Source organism: Roseateles agri (assembly GCF_034043675.1).
Taxonomy (GTDB): Bacteria; Pseudomonadota; Gammaproteobacteria; order Burkholderiales; family Burkholderiaceae_C; genus KK5.
Genome location: NZ_JAXCLA010000003.1, coordinates 693,638 through 717,502, shown reverse-complemented (window position 1 = coordinate 717,502; position 23,865 = coordinate 693,638). Strand labels below are relative to the sequence as shown.

The 23,865-nt window shown below is 67.7% G+C and carries 22 protein-coding genes; 9 read left to right on the top strand and 13 right to left on the bottom strand.

Translation table 11 applies throughout. The annotated features are described in order from the left end of the window. From ltaE to trpE, 3 genes are read right to left on the bottom strand one after another with little or no spacing between them, the layout of a single operon-like run. Complete coding sequence (gene ltaE / locus SNE35_RS11500; protein WP_320423041.1) at positions 1-1,032, bottom strand: low-specificity L-threonine aldolase; 1,032 nt, start codon at positions 1,030-1,032, stop codon at positions 1-3. After that, complete coding sequence (locus SNE35_RS11495) at positions 1,032-1,616, bottom strand: anthranilate synthase component II (protein ID WP_320423040.1); 585 nt, start codon at positions 1,614-1,616, stop codon at positions 1,032-1,034. The genes ltaE and SNE35_RS11495 overlap by 1 nt, the downstream gene beginning before the upstream one ends. Beyond that, on the bottom strand, positions 1,617-3,107 hold the full coding sequence (gene trpE / locus SNE35_RS11490; protein WP_320423039.1) for an anthranilate synthase component I: 1,491 nt from the start codon (positions 3,105-3,107) through the stop codon (positions 1,617-1,619). It abuts the gene before it with no gap. Positions 3,108-3,416: 309 nt separating this feature from the next. Here trpE and SNE35_RS11485 point away from each other — a divergent pair, with 309 nt between their 5' ends. Beyond that, complete coding sequence (locus SNE35_RS11485; protein ID WP_320423038.1) at positions 3,417-4,004, top strand: chalcone isomerase family protein; 588 nt, start codon at positions 3,417-3,419, stop codon at positions 4,002-4,004. On the opposite strand, the gene gph is transcribed toward SNE35_RS11485, so the two are convergent. Continuing rightward, complete coding sequence (gene gph, locus SNE35_RS11480; protein ID WP_320423037.1) at positions 3,988-4,668, bottom strand: phosphoglycolate phosphatase; 681 nt, start codon at positions 4,666-4,668, stop codon at positions 3,988-3,990. The genes SNE35_RS11485 and gph overlap by 17 nt on opposite strands. After that, positions 4,665-5,657 (bottom strand): LacI family DNA-binding transcriptional regulator, encoded by a 993-nt coding sequence (locus SNE35_RS11475; protein WP_320423036.1) that lies wholly within the window; start codon positions 5,655-5,657, stop codon positions 4,665-4,667. The genes gph and SNE35_RS11475 overlap by 4 nt, the downstream gene beginning before the upstream one ends. 278 nt (positions 5,658-5,935) lie before the next feature. On the opposite strand from SNE35_RS11475, the gene SNE35_RS11470 reads away from it, so the two are divergent. The 5 genes from SNE35_RS11470 (at position 5,936) to SNE35_RS11450 (ending at position 13,605) form a co-directional block, all read left to right on the top strand. Continuing rightward, a complete protein-coding gene (locus SNE35_RS11470) occupies positions 5,936-8,566 on the top strand; it encodes a TonB-dependent receptor domain-containing protein (protein WP_320423035.1) in 2,631 nt (876 codons plus the stop codon). 107 nt (positions 8,567-8,673) lie between these two features. After that, complete coding sequence (locus SNE35_RS11465; RefSeq protein ID WP_320423034.1) at positions 8,674-10,641, top strand: glucosidase family protein; 1,968 nt, start codon at positions 8,674-8,676, stop codon at positions 10,639-10,641. After that, positions 10,638-11,882, top strand: coding sequence for an extracellular solute-binding protein (locus SNE35_RS11460; protein WP_320423033.1), 1,245 nt, complete (start codon positions 10,638-10,640; stop codon positions 11,880-11,882). Before SNE35_RS11465 ends, SNE35_RS11460 begins: the two co-directional genes overlap by 4 nt. Beyond that, positions 11,879-12,766: a carbohydrate ABC transporter permease gene (locus SNE35_RS11455; RefSeq protein WP_320423032.1), complete on the top strand. Its 888-nt coding sequence runs from the start codon at positions 11,879-11,881 to the stop codon at positions 12,764-12,766. Before SNE35_RS11460 ends, SNE35_RS11455 begins: the two co-directional genes overlap by 4 nt. Beyond that, the gene (locus tag SNE35_RS11450; protein WP_320423031.1) at positions 12,766-13,605 is read left to right on the top strand and encodes a carbohydrate ABC transporter permease; all 840 of its coding nucleotides are present in this window, start codon (positions 12,766-12,768) and stop codon (positions 13,603-13,605) included. Before SNE35_RS11455 ends, SNE35_RS11450 begins: the two co-directional genes overlap by 1 nt. 9 nt (positions 13,606-13,614) lie before the next feature. On the opposite strand, the gene SNE35_RS11445 is transcribed toward SNE35_RS11450, so the two are convergent. Further along, positions 13,615-14,898 (bottom strand): cyanophycinase, encoded by a 1,284-nt coding sequence (locus SNE35_RS11445; RefSeq protein ID WP_320423030.1) that lies wholly within the window; start codon positions 14,896-14,898, stop codon positions 13,615-13,617. A 148-nt stretch (positions 14,899-15,046) separates the two neighbouring features. Here SNE35_RS11445 and SNE35_RS11440 point away from each other — a divergent pair, with 148 nt between their 5' ends. Beyond that, complete coding sequence (locus SNE35_RS11440; RefSeq protein WP_320423029.1) at positions 15,047-17,839, top strand: TonB-dependent receptor; 2,793 nt, start codon at positions 15,047-15,049, stop codon at positions 17,837-17,839. On the opposite strand, the gene SNE35_RS11435 is transcribed toward SNE35_RS11440, so the two are convergent. Then, a complete protein-coding gene (locus tag SNE35_RS11435; RefSeq protein ID WP_320423028.1) occupies positions 17,836-18,813 on the bottom strand; it encodes a Ppx/GppA family phosphatase in 978 nt (325 codons plus the stop codon). The two genes, SNE35_RS11440 and SNE35_RS11435, sit on opposite strands and share 4 nt — an antisense overlap. A 74-nt stretch (positions 18,814-18,887) precedes the next feature. Between SNE35_RS11435 and SNE35_RS11430 the strand changes: the two genes are divergently transcribed. Both SNE35_RS11430 and SNE35_RS11425 read left to right on the top strand, forming a co-directional pair. Then, entirely contained in the window at positions 18,888-19,271 is a 384-nt protein-coding gene (locus SNE35_RS11430; RefSeq protein WP_320423027.1) for a hypothetical protein, read from the top strand. Between the two features lie 74 nt (positions 19,272-19,345). Next, complete coding sequence (locus SNE35_RS11425) at positions 19,346-19,849, top strand: hypothetical protein (protein WP_320423026.1); 504 nt, start codon at positions 19,346-19,348, stop codon at positions 19,847-19,849. A 9-nt stretch (positions 19,850-19,858) separates the two neighbouring features. Here the strand turns inward: SNE35_RS11425 and SNE35_RS11420 are convergent, their stop codons facing one another. The 6 genes from SNE35_RS11420 to SNE35_RS11395 form a co-directional block, all read right to left on the bottom strand. Continuing rightward, positions 19,859-20,779: an OmpA family protein gene (locus SNE35_RS11420; RefSeq protein ID WP_320423025.1), complete on the bottom strand. Its 921-nt coding sequence runs from the start codon at positions 20,777-20,779 to the stop codon at positions 19,859-19,861. A 12-nt stretch (positions 20,780-20,791) separates the two neighbouring features. Further along, on the bottom strand, positions 20,792-21,166 hold the full coding sequence (locus tag SNE35_RS11415; RefSeq protein ID WP_320423024.1) for a DUF4398 domain-containing protein: 375 nt from the start codon (positions 21,164-21,166) through the stop codon (positions 20,792-20,794). Positions 21,167-21,293: 127 nt separating this feature from the next. Continuing rightward, the gene (locus SNE35_RS11410) at positions 21,294-21,749 is read right to left on the bottom strand and encodes a low molecular weight protein-tyrosine-phosphatase (RefSeq protein WP_320423023.1); all 456 of its coding nucleotides are present in this window, start codon (positions 21,747-21,749) and stop codon (positions 21,294-21,296) included. Beyond that, positions 21,746-22,432, bottom strand: coding sequence for a ribulose-phosphate 3-epimerase (gene rpe / locus SNE35_RS11405; protein ID WP_320423022.1), 687 nt, complete (start codon positions 22,430-22,432; stop codon positions 21,746-21,748). Before rpe ends, SNE35_RS11410 begins: the two co-directional genes overlap by 4 nt. After that, positions 22,429-23,070, bottom strand: a complete 642-nt coding sequence (locus SNE35_RS11400) for a DNA-3-methyladenine glycosylase I (protein ID WP_320423021.1) — start codon at positions 23,068-23,070, stop codon at positions 22,429-22,431. Before SNE35_RS11400 ends, rpe begins: the two co-directional genes overlap by 4 nt. A gap of 5 nt (positions 23,071-23,075) precedes the next feature. Further along, positions 23,076-23,846 (bottom strand): substrate-binding periplasmic protein, encoded by a 771-nt coding sequence (locus tag SNE35_RS11395; RefSeq protein WP_320423020.1) that lies wholly within the window; start codon positions 23,844-23,846, stop codon positions 23,076-23,078. Between the last annotated feature and the right edge of the window lie 19 nt (positions 23,847-23,865).

Sequence of the window (23,865 nt, the reverse complement as noted above, 5' to 3'; positions counted from 1 at the left end):
TCAAGCCTCCAGGTAGTCGCGGACGGCGCGGACCGCGCGGTCGACACCCTCGGCATCGACGTCCAGATGGGTGACGAAGCGCAGCCGGTACAGGCCGGTGGCGAGCACGCCGCGCGATTTCAGGTGGTCCATCAGGCCGGGCGCCTTCGGGCCGACCAGGTCGGCGAAGACGATGTTCGTCTGCGGCGCTTCCACGGTCAGGCCCGGCAGGCCCTGCAGGCCTTCGGCGAGCCGCTTGGCCAAGGCATGGTCGTCGGCGAGGCGGGCCACGTGATGGTCCAGCGCGTGGTGCGCCGCGGCGGCCAGGAAGCCGGCCTGGCGCATGCCGCCGCCGGTCATCTTGCGCCAGCGGCGCGCCTGCTGGATGAAGTCCTTCGTGCCCAGCAGCACCGAGCCGACCGGAGCGCCGAGGCCCTTGGAGAAGCAGACCGAGACGCTGTCGAAGTGGCGCGTGATGTCGCGCACAGCCAGGTACGGATCACCTCCGGCCGCCACCGCCGCGTTGAACAGCCGCGCGCCGTCCAGGTGCCGCGCCAGGCCGTGCTTCTGCGCCAACGCCGACGCGTCCGCCAGGTAGGCCAGCGGCAGCACCTTGCCGCCGATCGTGTTCTCCAGCGTGAGCAGCCGCGTCTTCGCGAAGTGCGCGTCGTTGGGCTTGATGTTGGCCTCGATGTCGGCCAGGGCCAGGCTGCCGTCGAGCTGGTGGTTCAGCGGCTGCGGCTGGATCGAGCCCAGCACCGCGGCGCCGCCGCCCTCCCAGCGGTAGGTGTGGGCGAACTGGCCGACGATGTACTCGTCGCCACGCTGGCAGTGGGTCATCAGCCCGCAGAGATTGCTCTGCGTGCCGCTGGCCATGAACAGGCCCGCCTCGAAGCCGAGCCGCTCGGCCAGGGCCGACTGCAGCGCGTTGATGCTCGGGTCGTCGCCGAACACGTCGTCGCCGAGCGGCGCGTCCATCATCGCGGCGCGCATCGCCTTCGTCGGCTGCGTGACGGTGTCGCTCCGCAGGTCAATGATCTTGTTGTTGCTCATCACAGCGCCAGCTCCAGGAAGTTCTTGAGCATGGCGTGGCCATGCTCGGACAGGATGGATTCGGGGTGGAACTGCACGCCCTCCAGCGGCGTGGCGGTTCCGGCGTAGGCCTTGTGGCGCACGCCCATGATCTCGCCGTCTTCGCTGCGCGCACTGATCTCCAGCTCAGCCGGCATCGTGGCTTCCTCGATCACCAGCGAGTGGTAGCGGATCACGCTGAAATCGCCGGGCAGGCCCTTGAACACGCCCTTCTCGTCGGTCGAGATCGTGCTGGCCTTGCCGTGCATCTGCGTCTTCGCGCGGATGATCTTCCCGCCCAGCGCCGCGCCGATGCTCTGATGGCCCAGGCACACGCCGAGGATCGGCAGCTTGCCCGCGAAGTGCCGGATCGCCGGCACGCAGATGCCCGCCTCGTTCGGCGAGCAGGGGCCGGGCGAGAACACCAGGTGATCGGGCTTCAGCGCCTCGATCTCGCCGATCGTGATCTCGTCGTTGCGCACGACCTTCACGTCCGCGCCGAGTTCGCCGAAGTACTGCACCAGGTTGAAGGTGAAGCTGTCGTAGTTGTCGATCATCAGCAGCATTTAGAAGCCCTCCTCAACCAGTTCAGCAGCGCGAATCAGCGCTCGTGCCTTCGCCTCGGTTTCTTTCCATTCCATCTCGGGGATCGAGTCCGCGACGATGCCCGCGGCGGCGGAGACGTACAGCGTCTGGTCTTGCAGGACGCCCGTGCGGATGGCGATGGCCAGGTCCATGTCGCCGGCGAAGCTGAGGTAGCCGCAGGCGCCGCCGTAGACGCCGCGCTTGACCGGCTCCAGCTCGTCGATGATTTCCATCGCGCGGATCTTCGGCGCGCCGCTGAGCGTGCCGGCGGGGAAGGAGGCGCGCAGAATGTCCATGTTGGACAGGCCTTCGCGCAGGGTGCCCTCGACGTTGGACACGATGTGCATCACGTGCGAGTAACGCTCCACGGCGAAGGCGTCGGTCACCTCGACCGTGCCGGTCTTGGCGATGCGGCCGATGTCGTTGCGCGCCAGGTCGATCAGCATCAGATGCTCGGCGCGCTCCTTCGGATCGGCCTTCAGCTCGGCCTCGAGCGCATGGTCCAGCGCCGGCGTGGCGCCGCGCGGGCGCGTGCCAGCCAGCGGGCGGATCGTGACCTGCTGCTCGCCACCCTCGGTCCGCTCGTGGCGCACCAGGATCTCCGGCGAGGCGCCGACGATCTGGAAGTCGCCCATGTCGTAGAAGTACATGTAGGGGCTGGGGTTCAGCGAACGCAGCGCGCGGTACAGGCTCAGCGGCGACTCGGTGTAGCGCTTGGACAGGCGCTGCCCGATGACGACCTGCATGCAGTCGCCGGCGGCGATGTACTCCTTGGCCGCGAGCACCGCGGCCTCGTAGTCGGCCTTGGCGAAATCGCGCTGCACCGGGTGCGACTGGCCGCGCTTCACCTGCGGCGCGGCCACGCTGTAGGCGAGCTTGTCGCGCAGCTCGGTCAGGCGCTTCTTCGCGCGGAAGTAGGCCTCGGGCTGGCCGGGATCGGCGTAGACGATCAGGTAGAGCCGGCCCGATAGGTTGTCGATGACGGCCAGCTCCTCGCACTGCAGCAGCATCACGTCGGGCGTGTCGAGGCCGCCGCTCTTCTCGGTCTTGGCCAGCTTCGGTTCGATGTAGCGCACCGCGTCGTAACCGAAGTAACCAGCCAGTCCGCCGCAGAAGCGCGGCATGCCGGGTCGCATTGCGACGCGGAAGCGTTGCTGGTAGGCCTCGATGAAGTCGAGCGGATTACCCTCGTGCGTCTCGATGATGCGGCCGTCCTGGAACACTTCGGTGCGCGAGCCGTGGCTCTTCAGCACGGTGCGGGCCGGCAGGCCGATGAAGGAGTAGCGGCCGAAGCGCTCGCCGCCGACGACGGACTCCAGCAGGAAGCTGTTGCGGCCGGAGCCGCGGCCCGAGCTGCAGAGCTTCAGGTACAGCGAGAGGGGAGTTTCGAGATCCGCGAAAGCCTCGCTGATCAGCGGGATGCGGTTGTAGCCTTGGGCGGCCAGGCTATGGAATTCAAGTTCGGTGATCATCACGTCAAACCCTTGGGGCAAGGGCGCGCGCATTCACCGGAACAGGAAATGGGGTGAGCGGCGCGCCTCGGGAATCAGGCCACCGCCGGTCGGGCTCATCAGCCCCCCGTCGGTGTCATCAAACGGCAGCAGTGGTCCAGCGACGCCAGGGCCAGGCTCCCCGGTCGTTCGACCCTTTGATGTGCGTGCGCGCGATGAACATGATCGTTCGAGTGTATCAGCCGCACCCGGCGTGAAGTCCATCGCAGACGTGCGGATCGCGTACCGTCGAGAATACGCGTTACTTTTCAAAACAATGGGGAATTGCCGATGCGTGGACTCGTGATCGCGCTGCTGCTGGCGCTTGTGGCGCCGCTGAGCGCCAAGGCCGACGTCGTCGAAGTGGCCGGCGTCAAGTACGACACCGTCAACGAGGTCGCCGGCCAGAAGCTGCAGCTCAATGGCGCCGGCATCCGCTACAAGGCCATCTTCAAGATCTACACGGCCGGCCTCTACACGGTGACGAAGCAGAACACGCCCGAGGCCGTATTGGGTTCGACCACGGCCAAGCGCCTGCACATCGTGGCGCTGCGCGACCTGCCCGGCAACGACCTCGGCAAGCTGTTCACCAAGGGCATCGAGGAGAACTCGACGCGCGAGGAGTTCGCCAAGTCGATCAACGGCGTGCTGCGGATCTCCGAGATGTTCGCCGCGAAGAAGGAGTTGATGAAGGGCGAAGACTTCGCCGTCGACTGGATTCCCGGCACCGGTGCCGTCGTCACCGTCAATGGCAAGGTTCAGGGCGCACCGATCCCCGAGCCCGAGTTCTACGCCTCGCTGCTGCGCATCTGGCTGGGCAAGGCGCCCGCCGACTACCAGCTGAAGGACGCGCTGCTGGGCCTCAAGCCCACGCGCTGAGATCGATCGCGTCCAGCCGGTCGAGGTGCTGCAGAGCCGGCACCGCATCGATCGGCTCGCCGTGGTTGTAGCCGTAGCGCACCAGCACGACGGGGCAGCCCGCAGCAGTCGCCGCGCGTGCATCGTTGCTGGAATCGCCGATCATCCACGTCGCCGCCGGCGCCGTGCCCAGCGCCTCGCAGGTCTTCAGCAGCGGCAGCGGATCGGGCTTCTTGCGCGCGAAGTCATCGCCGCCGAAGACCTTGTCGAAGTACTTGGCCAGGTCCTTCTTCGCCAGCAGGTCACGCGCGAACGCCGCCGGCTTGTTGGTCAGGCAGGCCATCGGCCGGCCCAGCGCACTCAGCCGCTCCAATCCTTCGACGACGCCGGGGAACACTTCGGAGTGCTGGCCGTTCAGCACCGTGTAGTGCGCCTGATAGCGCGCCCATGCGTCCTCGTACAACTGCGGCTCGGCACCCACGTGAGCCAGCGTGCTGCGGATCAGGTGCTCGCTGCCCTGCCCCACCGTGCGCTCGACGAAATCACGCCCGACCACCGGCAGGGCCAGGTCTTGCAACACCCGGTTCAGGACGGCCACGAAGTCGCCGAGGGTGTCGACCATGGTGCCGTCGAGGTCGACGATGAAGGCCTGGGGTTGGTCGGGATTCTGGCTGGTGAGGTTCATGGAAGGCTTGAACGGCGCTGGATCAGTTCGGTCGGCAATATCGTCGATTCCGCCGGCCGGCCTTCGATCTGGGCCAGCAGGCTATCGACGATGGCGAGGCCCGCCTGTTCGATGGGCTGGCGGACGGTCGTCAGGGGCGGATCGAAATGGACGGCGATCGTGATGTCGTCGTAGCCCACGACCGCCACGTCCTGCGGCACGCGGATGCCCAGGCGGCGCAGCGTCCCGATGGCCGTGGCAGCCGCTAAATCGCTTGCGGCAAAGACAGCGTCGAATGCAATGCCCGCGCCGACCAACGAGGCCAGGTGCGCGTCGATTGCCGCGGGCAACAGGGGCACGGGCTTCTGCAACTCCGGGTCCGGTTCGATGCCCGCCGCCCGTTGCGCCGCGAGACAACCCTCCAGGCGCTGGCCGAACTCGGGAAGCGCCGGGTCGCCCAGGAACAGGATGCGCCGCGCCCCCTGGTCCACAAGATGGCGCCCCGCCAGCTCGCCACCCCTGAAGTTGTCGCCGCCGACCGTGCAGAACTGCTGGCCGGGCCGCAACGCCCCCCACACGACGATGGGAATGCCGCGGCGCACAAGGTCGTTCAAGGGTTCGAACGCGTTCAGATGCCCCATCAGCACCAGGCCCATCGCGCGGCCCGTGAGAACGGGCTGGGCCACCGACTCGATAGCGTTGGCCTCCACGCGTGACAGCAGGACTTCCCAGCCGCGCGCCGTGATGGCATTGACGACGCAGCCCAGCAGCGAGAGGAAGAAGGGGTCCGAAAGATTCTGTCCGGTGGCCGCTTCATAGGGCACCACCACGGCGATCGTCTGGTTCTGCCCCAGGCGCAGGTTCTGCGCGCCGACGTTGATCGAATAGCCGTGTTCCTTCGCCAGCTCGGCGATGCGGGCCCGGGTGTCCGCGCTGACGAGCGGGCTGCCGGCCAGCGCCCGGGACACGGTGGAAACGGCCACGCCCGCCAGCTTCGCGATGTCCGCCATCGCCGGGCGACTCGCCGACCACGATGGCGCTGCATTGACCTTCTCGTCGGATGAACGTGGGGAGCGCTTCAAGGGAAAGCCGAGCCAAGGTGACCGAAAAACGGAGCGCCAGTATACGAAGCGGTCCGCCGGGCCCGGCGGCGCCGGAATTGCATCAATTCCGATATTTGACGGGAAATGATCGGAAATATCCGGAAATTCCCTATATGCAATCGATTGCATTAACCCAAGAATCCGCCCCCAGACCGGTCCTGGAGCCGGCTGCTTCTGGAGACTTTGTGAACGAACCCACCCTCACGCCTTCCGCCGATCGCATCGCCAACGCCTGCGGCGGTTCCCGACAACGTTCCCGCCAGCCCCTGCCGCTGACCCGTTGCGCTCTGGCCGCCTCCCTGGCGATCGTGCAGATGAGCGCTGCTCGCGCCCAGCAGGCCGAAGCGGCTCCGGCACCCGCAGCTCCGGCTTCGGCAGCGGCCCGCGACACCACTGCGGACCAGCTCGACCGCGTCATCGTCACCGGCAGCACCTCCCTGAAGCGCACGGTGCGCGAGAGCTCGGTGGCCGTCACCGTCGCCGATCGCGAAGACCTCGACCGGAAAGCCCCGCGCAGCACCGCCAGCGCGCTCGAGCTGATTCCCGGCTTCATGGTCGAAGACTCGGGCGGCGAGGTCTCCAACAACTTCTCCGTGCGCGGCCTTGCCGGCGGCGGCCAGACCTTCGTGCAACTGAGCGAAGACGGCCTGCCGGTGTTCTATACGAATGCCCTGGCGGACACGATCCTCAAGCAGGAGCTGATGATCGACCGGATGGAAGCTGTGCGCGGCGGCACCTCCGGTATCCTCACCGTCAACGGTGCCGGCGCCACGGTGAACTTCCTGACCTTCCGCAACAAGGACGAACGCGAAGGCGCCATCCGCCTGACCACCTCGGACTACGCCACGCGCCGCCTCGACCTCCGCTACGGCGGCGACCTGGGCGGCGGCTGGTACGGCGGTGGCGGCGGCTTCTACCGCGGCGCCGATTCCCCGCGCGACGTGGGCTTCACCGCCGACCATGGCGGCATCGTCCGCGGCTACCTCGGCAAGAAGCTGGACAACGGCGGCGACTTCAGCGTCAACGTCAAGCTGGTCAACGACCACAACACCTTCCTGCTGCCCATCCCGGTCCAGGGCTTGGGCGACCCCAAGAGCATCCCGGGCTTCAATGCCAACACCGGCACGATGCTGGGCCCGGACAACGCCATGATGACCGTGCGGACCTCGGCCGCCACCGGCGCGCTGAGCCAGCTGAATGACGCCCGCAACCAGGGCGTGTACACGCGCGCCGTGGCCATCGGCTACAACTACGAACAGCCGCTGTCACCGCAATGGACCGTCAGGTCCAAGGGCCGCTACACCGATTTCAAGAACGACTTCAACGCGGTGTTCAGCTACGACAACGCCAGCCTCGTCTCGGCGACGGACCGGCTGAATCCGGCCAAGTGGAGCGACGTCCAGGGCATGCTGAACCGCTTCGCCGCAGCCTGCGGCGGCTCCTGCACGCCGGCCCTCAAGGTCACCTCTACCGGCCAGATCATCAAGGACGCCTCGGCCTTGAGTTCGCTCAACGGCAACGGCCTGGTCGCCGGCAACATCTCGGCGGACAACAAGCGCTACGTGCGCGAGTTCGTGAACGACGCCTCCGCCACCTGGACGACCAGCAACAACAGCCTGACGGCAGGCTGGCTGGCCTTCGACACGCATATCGACAAGGACCAGAACGTCGGCGCGACCAGCTTCCTGTCGGACGTACGAAGCAACGCGCGCCGGCTCGACATCGTCGCGCTCGACGCCCAGGGCAACGTCAAGGGCTACCTGACCGACAACAGCGTGCTGCAGTACGAGGCCTGGGGCGAAGGCGTCAACAACTCGCACGCCACCTCCAACTCCATCTACCTGAACGACGAGTTCAAGGCGAGCGATCGCTGGCGCCTGGACGGCGGCGTGCGCTTCGAGCACTACAGCATCACCGCGCGCCACGGCATCGGCGCCAGCGACACCACGATCCCCGGCGCCTTCGATTCCAACGGCACGGACGTCGACAACGTGATGGCCAACAACAACTTCGGCGGCGCCTTCAGCGGCAACTTCAACACCATCCGGAGTTCCTTCAACGAGAAGTCCCTGACCTTTGGCTCCAACTACCTGATCAACGACTACCTCGCGGCCTACGGCCGGTACTCGTCGAGCTACCAGGCCAACGGCGAGAACCCGGTGACCAAGATCAGCTTCGCGGAAGCCGGCATCCGCATGAAGGCCAAGGGCTTCTCCGGTTCGCTGACCTACTTCCGCACGAAGTACAAGGACGCCCGCATCTCCCGCCAGTTCGGCACCGACACGACGGACACCGCCATCCAGGGCGACTACAACGTCGACGGCATCGAAGTCGACGCGCTGTGGCGCCCGGTGCGCTGGGCCGGTTTGAACGTGGTCGGCTCCGTGCAGGATGCGAAGTTCACCGGCCACAGCGTGACCGGCCCTTCGGCGACGACCGCCATCTCCGGCCCGACGGCTTTCGACGGCAACCGCCCCGAGCGCACGCCGAAGATCAACTACACGATGTCGCCGACCTTCTACCTGCCTGACGGCAAGGGCGAGCTGTCCATCTCGTACCACCGCGTCGGCCAGCGCTTCGCCGATCCGGGCAACACCATCGTGCTGCCCGCCTACGGCACCTGGAACCTGTCCGGCCGCTACGAACTGACGCCGACGCTGTCCTTGCTCGCGAGCATCCAGAACCTCACCAACACCGTCGGCCTGACCGAGGGCAACCCCCGTTCGGGCTTCAGCGAAAGCTCCGGCTCCAACTACTATTTCGCCCGACCGATCCTCGGACGCAATGCCAACGTGAGCCTGACCCTGTCGTTCTGACGACAACCCGACCCCCGCGCCACAAGCGCGGGGGTTCGTCCTTGCATCCCATCCATTCCGGAGTCCTGATTTTGGCTACCCGCGCGTCCCGCCCCATCCCTGCCCTTGTGAACCACCGCGTCGTCGACGGCAACGCGACGAGCCTGTTGCTGCGCCAGGGGCCGGTCGCCGGACACATGGTCCTGACATCGGGCACGGCACCGCGCATCCTGGGCGCCTTCGTCGCGGGCAACTCGGGCGCCGCGCTATGGTTTGTGCCGTCCGCCCAGCCCATCCATTGGCGTGAACTGGGCGCGATCGAACCGCTGTCGACCATCGATGCCCAGGGGCGCGCGCTTCACGGCATGGGCCTGCGCGTAGAGGTCGATGCCGCGGAGCTCACCGTTCACCAGACCCTGCTCGGCAGCGTCAGGACCCTGCGCGAATACCAGTCGGACGGCCTGCTGTGCGCGACTGCGATGACAACGCCCCAGCTGGAGGGCAATGCCGTGCGCTGGGCCCGCGACCGGCTGGACGGCGAGGCCGGTTACGTCCTCGAAGTCCAGGTCATCGATGGCAGCAAGGCCTTGGATGACCAGGGTCGGGTCGTGTTCCGCAGCCAGAGCGATCGCCTCACCCTGCAGCTGAAGATGTTCACCGGCGAGCCGCCGCTGACGCCGATCACGGCCGCCGAGTTGCTGACCGAGCCGGCCCTATCGCGCGCCAGCCAGACCATGCGCAGCGCGCTCGACAGCCTGTGCTTCCTCAGCTACCAGGAGGCACTGCTGGCCGGCAGCTGGCGCTTCCACACCTACTTCGGGCGCGACACGCTGATGGCCGTGCGCCTGCTCATGCCGGCGCTGCGGCCGGAGGCTGTCGAAGCCGCGCTGGCCACCGTGCTGGTGCGGCTGAACGGCGAAGGCGAAGTGGCGCACGAGGAGGACATCGGCGAGTACCCGCTGCTCACGCGCATCCGTCGCGGCGAGCCCGCCAGCGCGGAGCCGATGTACGACTACAAGATGGTCGACGACGACTTCATGCTGCTGCCCGTGCTGGCCGCCTACCTGATCGAGAGCCCGGAAGGCCGTGCACGGGCCCAGGCCTACCTGGACCGCCGCGATCGGCAGGGCATCGCCTATGGCGAGCTGGTGATGCGCAACGCCTCGGCCGTGATGGCGAAGTCGCAGCCCTTCTTCAAGGACCCCAGGTGGTCGAACCTGGTGGCGCTGAAGCCGGGCGAGGTGGTCGGCGACTGGCGCGACAGCAGCGACGGCCTGGGCGGCGGGCGTTACCCCTACAGCGTGAATGCCGCGCTGGTGCCGGCGGCACTGCGTGCGGTCGCGGCCCTGGGCAGGGCCGACCTGCTGGCCCCCTACGCCAGCCGCTCGGCGCTGGAACAGCTGGCAAGCGCGGACCTCGCCGCCACCGTGTGGGAAACCGAGGTCCCGAAGCTGTACGAAGTACGCGTCTCGCGCGAGATCGCCGCGCAGGCCATTGCGCGCCATGCGGACGAGATGGGCGCTTCGGCCGTGCTCGTGCCCGAGGGAGAGACCCGCTTCATGGCCCTGGCGCTCGACGGCGCCGGGCAGCCGGTGCCCGTGCTGCATTCCGACTTCGCGTTCGCGACGCTGTTCGGCCGGCCCGATGCCGCACGGCTCGACCTGGAGCTGGCGTCGATGATGCGAGCCTTTCCGGCGGGGCTGATGACCGATGCCGGCATGCTGGTGGCCAACGCCGCCTTCGCCAGCGAAGCCACGCGCGCGGCATTCGGGCCCGATCACTACCACGGTGCCGTCGTCTGGTCCTGGCAGCAGGCGCTGCTGGCGGCCGGGCTGGCTCGCCAAGGCGTCCGGACCGACCTGCCCGCCACGACCCTGCAAGCGATCGCGCTGGCGGAACGCGCGCTGTGGCAGGTGATCGAAGCGACGCGCGGCGCCGCGGACGGTGAGCTGTGGACCTGGACCTATGCGGCAGGCCGCTATTCGGTCCGGCCCTTCGGCATCTCCCTCGCGACACGGGACGAATCGAACGCGGCCCAGCTGTGGAGCACGGTGTACCTGGCGGTGCAGCCGCCGGTCGGACAAGAACGCTCATGACGGCAGGCGCAGTCGGCCTGTCGCGACGCGCCTTCGTCGGCGCGGCCGCGCTGGGCCCGGCCCTGGTCGGTTGCCGACAGCCCGACGATGCCCGCACGGTCAAGCTCGCCGTGCGCGCCACGCTGCCCGCGGAACGCGCCGCACTGGAGCACACGATTGCCGGCTTCACGCGCGCCACGGGCCTCGCCGTCCGCCTGGAGGTGATCACCGACGAGTACATGGACGTGTTGCGCTCGCGCTTCGCCGCCCGCAAGACGCCGGACGTCTTCTACCTGGAGGCGGCCGAAGCGCCGCAGCTGATCGCCAGCGACGTGCTGGTGCCGCTGGACGACGATGCCCAGGGCCTCGACGATTTCTACCCGCAGTTCCTCGCGGCCTTCCGCGGCGCGGACCACCGGCTCTACTGCCTGCCCAAGGACTACTCGACACTGGCGCTGTACATCAACACCGCCCAATTGGCGCGCGCCGGCTTCAAGCCCGCGGACGTGCCGGAGGACTTCGCGCCGCTGATGGCCTTCGTGAAGCGCGTGCAGGCACGGCTCCCCGAAGGCTCGGCCGCCATGATCTACGAGCGCGATCTGGCGCGGCACCTGGCGGCCATCGAGTGCTACGGCCGCCCGGTCATCGATGCGGCGGGACGTGCGCGCCTGGCTGGCGAACCCGGCGTGACGGCCTACCTGGAAACCTTCGTCCGCGGGCGCCGCGAGCGCTGGCTGTTCTCGCCGAAGGACGACTTCGGCAGTGACTCCCCGGGCGCCGCTTTCGGCTCGGGCCGCACCGCGATGATGATGGACGGCAACTGGGTCGTCGCCTCGCTGCGCAAGGATTATCCGGAGGTCGAGTTCGCCGTCCGGCCGCTGCCGCGGGTCAATGGCAAGCCGCAGACGATGGCCTTCGTCGTCGGCCTTGGCGTGTCGCGCTTCGGCGCGAACGTCGCGGGCGGGATCGCGTTCGCCCGCTACATGAGCGGTGCCGGCATGGCGGACTGGTCGCGCCAGTCGGGCACGCTGCCGTCGCGGCGCAGCGTCGCAAGCACGCTGGACCTCACGCACGATCCCGTCATGTCCGTCCACACCTCGGCGGCGGACTACGCGACCGTCTGGTCCCGCGGCACCGCGCTGCCCGTGGTCAACACGAACTTCGGCAACCAGTTCCTGGCCGCGCTCAACGGGTCCAAGACCGTGGCCGAGGCGCTCGCCGACGCGGAACGCGACGCCAACCGCGAGCTCGCACGTCAATGATGGTGAAGGACAACAACGACGCCCGCGCCGCGTGGCTGTTCCTCGCCCCGGTGCTCGTGCTCGTCACCCTGTTCACCTTGCTGCCGGTGCTCTATGCGCTGTACGCCAGCGTCCACAAGATCGACATCGTGTCGGGCCGCTCGACCTGGGCAGGCCTGGCCAACGCACAGTACCTGCTCGACGATCCGAAGTTCTGGGCGGCCTGCCGCAACACCATCCGCTATGTCGCCATCGTCGTGCCGGCACAGACCCTGCTCGCCCTGGCGCTGGCCTGCGTGCTGAACGGCAAGGTGCGCTTCAAGCGCGGCTTCGTCACCCTGCTCTTCCTGCCGACGCTGACCTCCTCGGCCGCGATGACGATGATCTTCATGTGGCTGTTCAATAACAACGGCATCGTTTCGCAAGCCATCCACAACCACTTCGGCATCACGATCCGCTTCCTGTCCGACCCGGCCTGGGCGCTGCCGATCATCATGCTGATGAACGTGTTCTCGACGGTGCCGAACTTCATGGTCGTCTACCTCGCCGGGCTGCAGCAGATCCCGCAGCAGCTGTACGAGGCGATGACCCTGGACGGCGCCGGCCCGGTCTCGCGGCACTGGCACATCAGCGTTCCGCACCTGATGCCGATCACCTTCTACGTCGCGACCATGGGCCTGATCGGCTGCTTCCAGGTCTTCGACCAGGCCTTCATCCTGTCGCGCGGCGACGGCGGCCCGGAGAACTCGACGCTCACCTTCACCCTTCTCATCTACCACTTCGCCTTCAGGACCTACAACACGATGGGACTGGCCTGTGCGCTGGCGGTCGTCCTGGCCATCGTCATCCTGCTGGCCACGCTGCTGCTCAAGCGCCTGATGCCGGCGCAAGGGGTGGACGCATGATGCGGCGCGACCGATCGGACGGCAGCAGCATCGGCGCGGCAGCCGTGCACCTGTTCCTGGTGCTCTATTCGCTGCTCACGCTCGTGCCCTTCGCCTGGGCCATCCTGACCTCGCTGAAGACCACCCGCGAGATCGCCGATTCGGATCGCCTGCTGCCGGTCGCACTGGACCTCGGCGCCTACCGCCTGATCTTCCAGAGCGACTTCAAGCTCTGGTTCTTCAACTCGATGCTCGTCGCCCTCTCGATCACGGTGATCGGCGTGATCGGCAACACGATGGCGGGCTACGCGCTGGCGCGGCTGAAGTTCCGCGGGCGGGAGAGCGTATTCCAGGCGCTGATGCTGCTGGTGATGGTGCCGGCCCAGGTCACGATGATTCCGGCCTACCTGATCGTCGCGCGGCTCGGGCTTGCGGACACGCACCTGGGCATCGTCCTCACCTCGGTCGTGAACATCGCTTCGATCTTCATGATGCGCCAGTTCTTCATCGACTTTCCGCGCGAGATCGAGGAGGCCGCCCTGCTGGACGGCTGCACGCCCGTCACGATCTTCCTGCGCATCGTCGTGCCGATGGCCGCGCCGGCGCTCGCCACGCAGGCGATCTTCGTCTTCATGGGCGCCTGGAACGAGTTCATGAAGCCGCTGCTCTACATCTCGAGCCCCGACAACTACCTGCTCACCCAGGGGCTGAACGCGGCGTCCAAGCAGTACGAGAAGTCGGCGGCCTGGAACATCACGATGGCCGGCTCCGTCATCACGATCCTGCCGATCCTGGGCCTCTACGTCTGGCTCAACAAATACTTCCTGAAGCTGAACGACGCGGCGAGCGGTTCCAAATGACCCGCTGTGTCAGGACGGCTTCCAGCCGCCGTACAGCGGCGTCGCCATCCGCACCGGCGTGACGTCCAGGCGCACGTTGAGCACCGTGTACTCCTCGACGCCGGCCTCGGTGCTGCCCCAGCCCATCGTGTCGGCGGCCTTGTAGAGGCGGAAGTGGAAGCCCAGGTCGGCCAGCGGCACGCCGGGCTTGACGCGCGCATCGAAGGCCAGGCCCTGCACCTCCGGCTTGACCGAGTCGATCAGCTGCGCCATCGCGCGCAGCAAGGTCGAGTCGCCGAGGATGTCGAGGTCGAAGCGCTCCTCGGTGTAGTAGGGCTCGAAGCCGGGCGTGCCCGGCTGCAGGCGCTCGCCGCGCAGCTTGGCGGCCGAGGGGGTGATCGTGCCGGTGCGCAGCCGGTAGCGGTCGCCGTGGTCGAGGTAGTTGAGCCGCGCGCCGGTCACGTTGAACACGCCCAGCGAGGGATCGGAGTGCGCGTCGACCAGATCCACCAGCAGCGCGCCGCTGCCGCCGATGATCTCGATCTCGTCACCATGGACGATGGCCGCGGTGTTCTCGTCCACGCCCAGGCCCAGCCGGTAGCCCTTGGCGATCATCAGCGGGATCATGCGACCGACCCGGCCGCGGCGCAGGAAGTGCTGGTCGACGAACAGCTCCGGCCCGACGAAGCCCAAGCCGCGGTCCACGTGCTTGCCCTCGCTCCACTGGCCCTTCATCACGTCGACGATGTTCGGCGCGTCGCGGAACATCGCGCGGCTCATGATCGCCGCGCCGGCGGAACTCCCGGCGACGACGCCACCGCTGCGGTAGAGCGCCCAGATCGCGTCGAGCAGCGGCGTGCTCTGCCCGCCCGGCTGCAGCAGGTCGACGATGCGCTCCTGCGAACCGCCGGTGAAGAACACGCCACGGGCCTGGCGCACTTTCTCGATCAGCTTGGGGTCGCGCACGGCGTCCTTGGGATCGATGCCGGCGAACTTGTAGCCGACCGGCAGCACCTCGGCCACGGCGCCGCGACGCGTCAGCAGGCGCGAGACCCAGCGGCCGCTGGCCTCGGGGTCTTCCGACGCCGTGCCCAGCACGACGAAGCGCGCCCCCGGCCCACCGGCCAGGTCGACCACGCGCTGCCAGACCTCGTCGTTGTCGTTGCGCAAAGCACCGCCGATCGCGACGGCATAGCCGCGGATCTCGTCGGCGGGCGCAGCGGTTTCGGTGGCTTGGGCGCTGGTTGGCAAGGTCGGGAGCAGCAGTGAAGAGGTTGCGGCAAAGGCGGAGGAAAACAGCAGACGGCGGCGCATGAGGGCTCATTCTGCCCAAGCGCGGGCCAGGCCTTGTTGTCACCACGCCTCAGACGGGATCACCCCGCTTTGAAGTGGGCGCGCCGCACGTTACCGTGCCGTGAAGCATTGTTTCCGGCGGATTCCGGAAAACACAGGAGAACGCTTCATGCCGAACACCTCTTCCCCTTCGCGCCGGCTGCCGGTGGCCGCCGCAGCCTGGCTGGCCTGCTGCTTCGTCGCGCCGTTGACGGCCTTTGCCCAGGAGACGGCCGAGCCGGCCAAGCTGGAGCGGGTCGAGGTCACCGGCTCGGCGATCAAGCGCATCGCGGGCGAGACGGCACTGCCGGTGCAGGTCATCACGCGCGACGACATCAACAAGGCCGGCGTGACGACCGCCGCCGAGCTGATCGCGCGCCTGTCTGCCAGTGCCAACAACCTGACCGATGGCGGCAGCATCGGCACCGGTGGTTTCCGCGACCAGATGGGCCTCAACGCCGCCAACCTGCGCGGCCTGGGCGTGTCGTCCACGCTCGTGCTGCTGAACGGCCGCCGCATGGCGAATTTTGCCTCGCCCGGCGACGCGGCGGGCGTGGACCTGAACAGCATCCCGGCCGCCGCCCTGGAGCGCGTGGAGGTGCTGCTGGACGGCGCGTCGTCGCTGTACGGCTCGGACGCGATCGGCGGCGTCATCAACTTCATCACGCGCAAGGATTTCACCGGCGTCGAGATCAGCGCGCTGGCAGGCAACACCAGCGAGGGCGGCGCAAACAAGCGCAGCGCCACGCTGTCGGGCGGCGTTGGCGACTACAGCCGCGACGGCTTCAACGTGATGGCGGTACTGGACGTCCAGAAAACCGGCAGCCTGAACGCCCGCCAGCGCAAGTTCATCAAGGAACTGGACATCCCCGGCCGCCTGCCGGATCAACTGTCCAGCTACGGCTTCCCGAGCAACCTGGCGCTGTCCAGCTTCCAGCGCGACACCTTGATCGCCGAGGGCTTCTCGACCAACGGCAAGACCGTGATCGACTCTAGGACGATCAACCCCGCTGCCGCCACCGGCTGCAACCCGGCCAACGGCACCCTCTACCTGCCGGCCGGCATCGGCGGCGCGGACGGCTGCACCTTCGACTTCATGCGCGATATCGAGCTGTATCCCAAGTCGCGCAAGGGCAGCCTGTTCACACGCGGCGTGTTCGACCTGGGCGGCGGCCACCAGCTCTTTGCCGAAGTGTCGCTGGCCCGCGCACGCACCTTCTACACAGGCACAGCCAACCGCGGTGCCATCGAGATGGATGTGTCGAAAATCCCCGCGCTGGCGGGAAGCGCGTTGAACGCCATCGACCCCGAGGGTGACGATGCCGACGAGCGCTCAATCACCGTGCGCACCCGCTTCACCGAAGCCGGACTGCGCACCAGCGAACTGGTATCCACCGGCAACCGCTTCGTGCTGGGCACGCTGGGCACGGTGGGCGGCTGGGACTATGAATGGGCCCTCAACCACAGCACCAGCAAGGTGTCCGACCGCGACTCGCAGGGCTATCTGAACGAGCAGATGGTGCTGGACGGCTATTCCGACGGCACGCTGAATCCTTTCGGCCCGTCCAGCGCGGCAGGCCTGGCGCTGTACGAAAAAGCGCAGATCCGCGGCGAGGTGCGCCACGCCACCGGCACGATGGACAGTCTGGACTTCAAGATGTCCAAGGGCCTGCTGCCCCTCGCAGGCGGCGACCTCGCGCTGGCCCTCGGCGGGGAGCTGCGCCGCGAGAAGCAGAGCTACCACCAGTCCGACGCGCTCAAGGCGGACAACATCTTGGGCGAGGTCTCGCAAGGCCCGGACTCCGATTTCGGCCACTCACGCAACGTCAGCGCCGTCTTCGCCGAGCTCAGCGCGCCGGTGACCAAACAGCTGGAACTCACCGCGGCAATGCGCTACGAGCACTACCAGGTCAGCGGTGGCGCGCTCAGCCCCAAGCTCGGGCTCAAGTTCATGTTCAGCCCCGAACTGCTGCTGCGTGCATCGGTCGGCAGGGGCTTCCGCGCGCCCAGCATGTCCGACCTGTATCGGCCGCTGACACTGGGCAGCGCCGCCGTCGTCGTCGATCCGGTCTGCCTCGCCGCCGACCCCGAGAACACCGTCACCGACTGCTCCGAGGGCTGGGGAACCTACAACTACAGCAACCCCAAGCTCAAGCCCGAGAAGTCACGCCAGTTCTCGGCAGGCCTCGTGTTCGAGCCGCAACGAGGCGTCACCATGAACCTCGACTACTGGAACATCCAGAAGAGCAATCTCATCAGCACGCTGGGCGTCGATGTGATCCTCTCCGACCTGAACAAGTACGGCTCCCTGGTGCACCGCTACTCGGACGACCCGGCTACGCTGCCGGCCGATTGCGACTCCGACCCCGAGGACACGACCATCTGCGGCATCGACCTCGTCAAGGAGAACCGCGGCAAGTCCAAGATCTCCGGCCTGGACCTGGGCTTGAACCTGAGCGGCCTGAAGACCGGCATCGGCACATTCGGCGTGCGCCTCAACGGCACACTGACGCTGCAATCCAAGCAGCAGACCGGCAACGGCGACCCCTTCGTCAGCAACCTGGGCCGCTTCCTCAACAACGGCGTGAGCGACGGCGTGGTGCAGCGCTGGCGCCACAACATTAGCCTGGATTGGGAGCTCGGCCCCGTGTCGGCCTCGCTGTCCAACACCTACCTGTCCAGCTACCAGGATCAGCACATCATCGGCAAGGACGACCGCCGTGTCTCCGCCTACTCGCTGTGGAACCTCTCCGGCGCGTGGGAAGCCACGAAGGCGCTGACCTTGCGCGCGGGCGTGCAGAACCTGTTCGACAAGGCACCGCCGTACTCGCAGCAGGCGTACTTCTTCCTCGTTGGCTACGACCCGAGCTACACCGATCCGCGCGGCCGCTTCATGTACGTGAGCGGCAGCTACAAGTTCTAGGCGGGAATGAGGGCCGGCTGTCGGCGCGGCGCACGGGCGGCCGCTGGCATCGCCCGCTCGTGCAAGTCCACGATCACGCCCTGCCGCAGCGCCGCCTTGGCCGACTGCAGCTCGGCGATGCCGCAGCGCGCCAGCAAGGTGTAGAGGATCGCCAGTCCGCCCGGCAGCACGGGGCGGCGCTTCTCCTTCAGGCCGGGCAGATCCAGTTGCTCGACGTGGCCGGCCGCGATGCAGCGCTCGATCAGCCAGCGCAGGGCGGCGGGTGTCAGCGTGCCATCGGTGATGCCATTGCGCCGCAGCACGGCGGACACGGTGCCGGCCGTGCCGGAGGAAGCCATCGCCTCGTCCCAGTGGACGGCGGCGAATCCATCCAGCGCCGGGCTCAGCACGGCCGCTGCCGCATGCTGAGCGGCACGGAAGCCCTCGGCGGTGATCCGGCCCTGCGGGAAATGCTGCTGCGACAGGCTGCCGCTGCCGATGGGAAAAGACGAGATCGCGCGCGCCGTGCGGTGCTGGCCGACGATCATCTCGGTCGAGCGGCCGCCGATGTCGATCACCAGGCGCCGCCGCGGCGAGGGGTGCAGGAAGGACACGCCGGCGAAGATCAGCCTGCCCTCTTCGTGGCCCGAGATTAGCTCCACCGGCAAGCCCAGCAGGGCCTCGGCATGCCGCAGGAATTCATCGCGGTTGCGCGCCTCGCGCAAGGTCTGCGTCGCGACGACACGCACCCGGTCCGGACTCAGCACGGCCAGGTCGGCGGCGAACTTGCGCACGCAGCGCAGGCCGCGCTCGATCGCCTCCCCTGACAGCCGGCCGCCGGCGTCCAGGCCCGCGCCGAGGCTCACCATCTCCTTGCGGCAGTGCAGCTTGCGGTAGCCGTCCGGCAAGACCTGACCCACTTCGAGCCGGAAGCTGTTGGAACCCAGGTCGATGGCCGCCAGCGCGGGTGAGGACGGAAGCGCGAAATCGAACATCTTTTGATTGGCGCGGCGAACTACCGGAAAGTATGTAAACTGAATATACGGTTTCAATATGAAAGGAAAATGACATGAACGCGACTGTTGCAAAGACGCCCGCCGCCACGAAGCGCAAGGCCCCGGCGAAGAGCGCCACGCCCGTCAAGGCTGCGGCGAAGACCGCGACCAAGCCGGCTGCCAAGCCCACGGCAAAGCCCGCAGCCCCGGCTGCCGAAGCCAAGCCCGCCAAGGTCAAGCTGGTGCGCGACAGCTTCACGATGCCCTCGGACGAGTACGCCGCGCTGGGCCAGTTGAAGCAGCGCGCACTGGCCGCCGCTCACCCGGTCAAGAAGAGCGAGCTGCTGCGCGCCGGCGTCAAGCTGCTCGCCGGCCTCAGCGATGCGGCGCTGCTGCGCGCGCTGAAGAACGTGCCGGCGATCAAGACCGGCCGGCCCAAGACGAAGAAGGGCGACTGACGCCCGCTGTCATCGTTCTGTCGCAGCGCGTTCACATCGGGGCCAGAACATGCGGGCGCTTCAACGCCTTCGTCATGTCGCTCCCCGCCCATCTCGTTCCTCGCAAGACCCAGGCCGCCCGCGAGCTGCTTCAACAGCGGCCCGGCGGCACGTCATCGCTGGCACGCGGGCTGCGCATGCTGTTGATCACGATCGACGGGCGCAAGAGCTTCGGGGAGTTGGGCGTCTTTGCCCAAGGCCTCGGACTCAGGGCCGATATGGCCTTCGAGCAGCTGCAGGCGCAGGGCCTGGTCACCTGGGGTGCGGAGGCTGAGGCGCCCTCCTCGCCGCAATCACAAGCCTCACGAACCTCACCCACGGACCACACCGCCCGCCTCGTCCGGGCGAAGTTCTTCGCCCTGGATCTCAGCGCGCGAATGCTGGCCGGGCGCGATCAGGCACTGCGCGACAGCGCCCGCGGCGTGGACTCCGAATCCAGCTTCCACGCCTGGATCGATCAATGCGCGCAGGCCATCTCCGATGCCGGCGGCGCCGAGCGGGCGGCCCTGTTCCGCGAACGAGTGGCCGCCGCCGCCTGATCCGATCGATCAGCGTTGCGCGACGCGACCGTTCTGGTCGGACAACACGATCTCCACGCGCCGGTTCATCTGCCGGCCGGCCGAGTTGTCGTTGCTCGCCACCGGATAGGCCTGGCCGTAGCCGCGGGCCATCACGCGGTCACCCGAGATGCCCTGGCTGATCAGCGCCTGGCGTACCGACTCGGCACGGCGCGCCGACAGCGCATCATTGGTCGCCTGGCTGCCGGTGCTGTCGGTGAAACCCTCGACCGACAGGTTGCGCGCCGGGTCGTCCTTCATCAGCTCGGCCAGCTTCTGGATGCTGCGCATCGCGCCGGGCTTCAGCTCGGCGCGGCCGGTGTCGAACAGCACGTCGCCCATCGTGACGACCATGCCGCGGTCGGTCTGCTTGGCGTTCAGTTCCTGCAGCAGCACCACCAGCGCCTGGTTGCGGGCCTGCGTGTCCTCGGCATTGGCCTGGGCCGCAGCGGCATCGCGCCGGGCGGCTTCGGCCTGTTGCTGGGCGACCATGGCCTGCGACTGCGCCTGCTCGGCGTCCGCCTTGGCCTGATCGGCCTCGCGGGTGCGGGCGTCCAGGCGGATGCGGTCGCGCTCGGCGTTGGCATCGGCCACACGCTGCTCGTCGGCCTTGCGCTGCGCCACCGAGGTGGCGATGGAGACATGCTGCTTGGCCTCGTAGGCCAGATGGTCGACGTGCTGCACCTTGTCGTGATCGTTGTAGGCGCGGTCCGCGCGATCCAGCGCGGCGCGGGCCTGCACCATCTCGCCGCTGGCGTACTCGTGCGTCAGCGGGTTGGCCTCGGCGGCGTTGTATGCGGCATGCGCGTCCATCAGGTTGGGGTTGTCGGCCTGCAGGCTGCTGCAGGCGGAAAGGGCCAGCGCCAGCGCGGCACCGGCGAGGACGCTCAGCTTGGAAGGGAGGTTCTTCATGATGGGGATCCTTTAGTTGTTCGACTTGCGGGCGACCTCGTCGGCCAGCGCGCGGTTGGCCTGGCTCAGGTCTTCGGCGGATTTGCGGGTGCGCGCGGCCAGCGCCTTCTGCTCGGCGAGGCGGGCATCGACGGTGGCCTCGCGGGCCAGCGCCAGCGCGATGTCGTTGTGGCCGGAATCGCGCTGCACGCGCGCACGGTCCAGCTTGTCGCGGGCGGTGCGCAATTCATCCGGCGCCGCATCGGCAGCACCGGCGCTCAAAGCGCTGTTGACGGCGGCGTTCGAGATCGCCAGCTCCGCATCGGGCTTAGGGGTGCTGGCACATGCGGCCAGCAAGACAGCACCCAGCGCCGCAGCGGCCAGGGCGTGTCGAGAGGTCTCCACCATGGGAATCTCCTCGGTTGTTGCTCAAGGTGCAGCAACTCTAGGAGCCGGCCCATGCGGCAGGTGTAGGACGGAAGCGCGGACCGAGGTCGGAAGCGAAGGGCTGCGCCGGTCAGCCAGGGACGGCTGCTTACAAGCCGCGCCGAATCGAATCGCCCATCGCGGCGATGCCCTGCTCGATCAGCTTCAGCGCGTGATCGAAACCTGCCGCCGGGCCGTAGTACGGATCCGGCACATCCTGGCCCTGCAGCTCGGGCACGAAGTCCAGCAGGCGCTGCACCCGGGCGCGGGCACCCTCAGGGCGCTTGGACAGCAGCTCGGCGAGGTTGTGCCGGTCCATCGCCAGGATCAGGTCATAACGCTCGAAATCAGCGGTATCGAACTGGCGCGAACGGAACTTCTTCGCCGGCTTGATGCCCGCGCGCTCCAGCGCTGCGGCCGCACGCGCATCCATCGGGCCACCGACGGCGCTCATGCCGGCCGAGGCCACGGTTTTCAGCTCGGGCATGCGCGCGCGCAGCACCATCTCCGCGGTTGGCGAGCGGCAAATGTTCCCAAGGCAAACGAAAAGGACCGCCGGGCTCATTTGGCGAGTTCGGCGCGCATCGCGTCGATCACCGCCTTGTAGTCGGGCTTGCCGAAGATCGCCGAGCCGGCGACGAAGGTGTCGGCACCTGCATCGGCGATCTGGCGGATGTTGTCCACCTTCACGCCGCCGTCGATCTCGAGGCGAATGTCGCGGCCGCTGGCATCAATGATCTTGCGCGCGGCCTCCAGCTTCTTCAGCGCCGCGGGGATAAAGCTCTGTCCGCCGAAGCCCGGGTTGACGCTCATGATCAGCACCAGGTCGACCTTGTCGATCACCCACTCCAGCACGTCCAGCGGCGTGGCGGGGTTGAACACCAGCCCGGCTTGCTTGCCTTCGGCCTTGATCAGCTGCAGGGTACGGTCCACGTGCTTCGTGCCCTCGGGATGGAAGCTGACCAGGTCGGCGCCGGCCTTGGCGAAGGCCACGGCCAGCGCATCGACCGGCTCCACCATCAGGTGCACATCGATCGGTGCGGGCGCGCCGTCCGGCTTCACCGCGTGCTTGCGCAGCGCCTCGCAGATCATCGGCCCGAAGGTCAGGTTCGGCACGTAATGGTTGTCCATCACGTCGAAGTGAATCCAGTCGGCGCCGGCAGCCAGCACGTTGCGCACTTCTTCGCCCAGGCGGGCGAAATCGGCGGAGAGGATGCTGGGGGCGATGCGGTGGGTGGTGGTGCTCATGGAGCCGATTTTAGTTTCGAAGGCCGCTTGAACTTCTTAAGCCTCGCCGCGACCTCGTCGCGCGTGACGCAGCCGATGGCATGGTCGTTGAGCATGCCCATCGATTGCATGAAAGCGTACATCGTCGTCGGGCCGACGAACTTCCAGCCGCGCTTCTTCAGGTCCTTGGAGAGCTTGCGCGAGGCCTCGGTCTCGGTTGCGTGCTCGGGAGCATCCAGCGCCACGGGCTCGAAGCTCCAGATGTAGTGCGCGAGCGAGCCCTGCTCGGCGACGAGTTCGACGCAGCGCTGCGCGTTGTTGATCGCTGCCTCGATCTTGCCGCGGTGGCGGACGATGCCGGCGTCCTGCAGCAGGCGCTCGACCTCTTTCTCGCCGAAGCGGGCGACCTTGTTGAAGTCGAAGCCGGCGAATGCATTGCGAAACGACTCGCGCTTGTTGAGGATCGTGCGCCACGACAAGCCGGACTGGAAGCCTTCCAGGCACAGCTTCTCGAACAGGCGGAAGTCGCTGTCGACCGGGAAGCCCCATTCGGTGTCGTGGTAGCGCAGGTAGCCGGCATCGCCGGCCGCGGCGGCGCACCAGCGGCAGCGCGGGCGACCGTCCTCGGGGATGTAGTGGGTGTGTTGTTGTTCACTCATGCTTCTTACTTGTACTTGTCAGCCAGCGCCCTCAGCGTGCCCTCGCGCTCGAGCTGCTGCAGGTCCTGCGTCAACCGCAGTTGCAGCTCGGGCGAGAGCTTCTGCGAGACGACGGCGTACTGGTACTCCTCGTAGAAGGAGGTCGGCGCCACACGCAGGCGATCGGCGAGGCCGGACTCGCGCACCATGCGCAGCAGGTTCACATCCTGGCCGTAGACCGCATCGCTGCGCCCGGCCGCCAGCATCTTCAGCGCCTCGCGCTCGCTGGGCGGCTCGCTGCTGGCGACACCGGCGCGGGTCAGCGTGTCGCGCAGCAGCGTGCCCTGGCCGACCAGCACCGGCTTGCGCCGCGAGGGCTCGGCCAGCTCGACGAGGCTGCGGTACTCCGCCGGGTCGTCGATGCGCTGCACCAGCACGTGACGGATGCGGTACAGCGGCACCGGCAGGTAGCGCCACTGCTTCTCGCGCTCGGGCGACTTGAGCAGGCACAGGAACACGTCGATCTCGTCCTGCGCCAGCATCCGCTCGATGCGGCGCAGCGGCGCGTGGGTGGCGAGGCCGGTGAAGTGCAGACGCGGGTCGATGCGCTCGATGGCCGTCAGGATCTCGCGGCACAGGCCCGGCATCTGCGCTTCGCCGGGCGCACCGTACTTGCCGATCGCCCCGCTCTGCTGCACCGTGCGCAGCACGATCGGCGGCGCGGTATCGGCAGCGAATGCGGAAAGCAGTGGCAACAGCAAGGCCGCGGCCAGCATGCCGGCCCACCTTGTCCCCATTGCGATCGCTCCCTGCGCT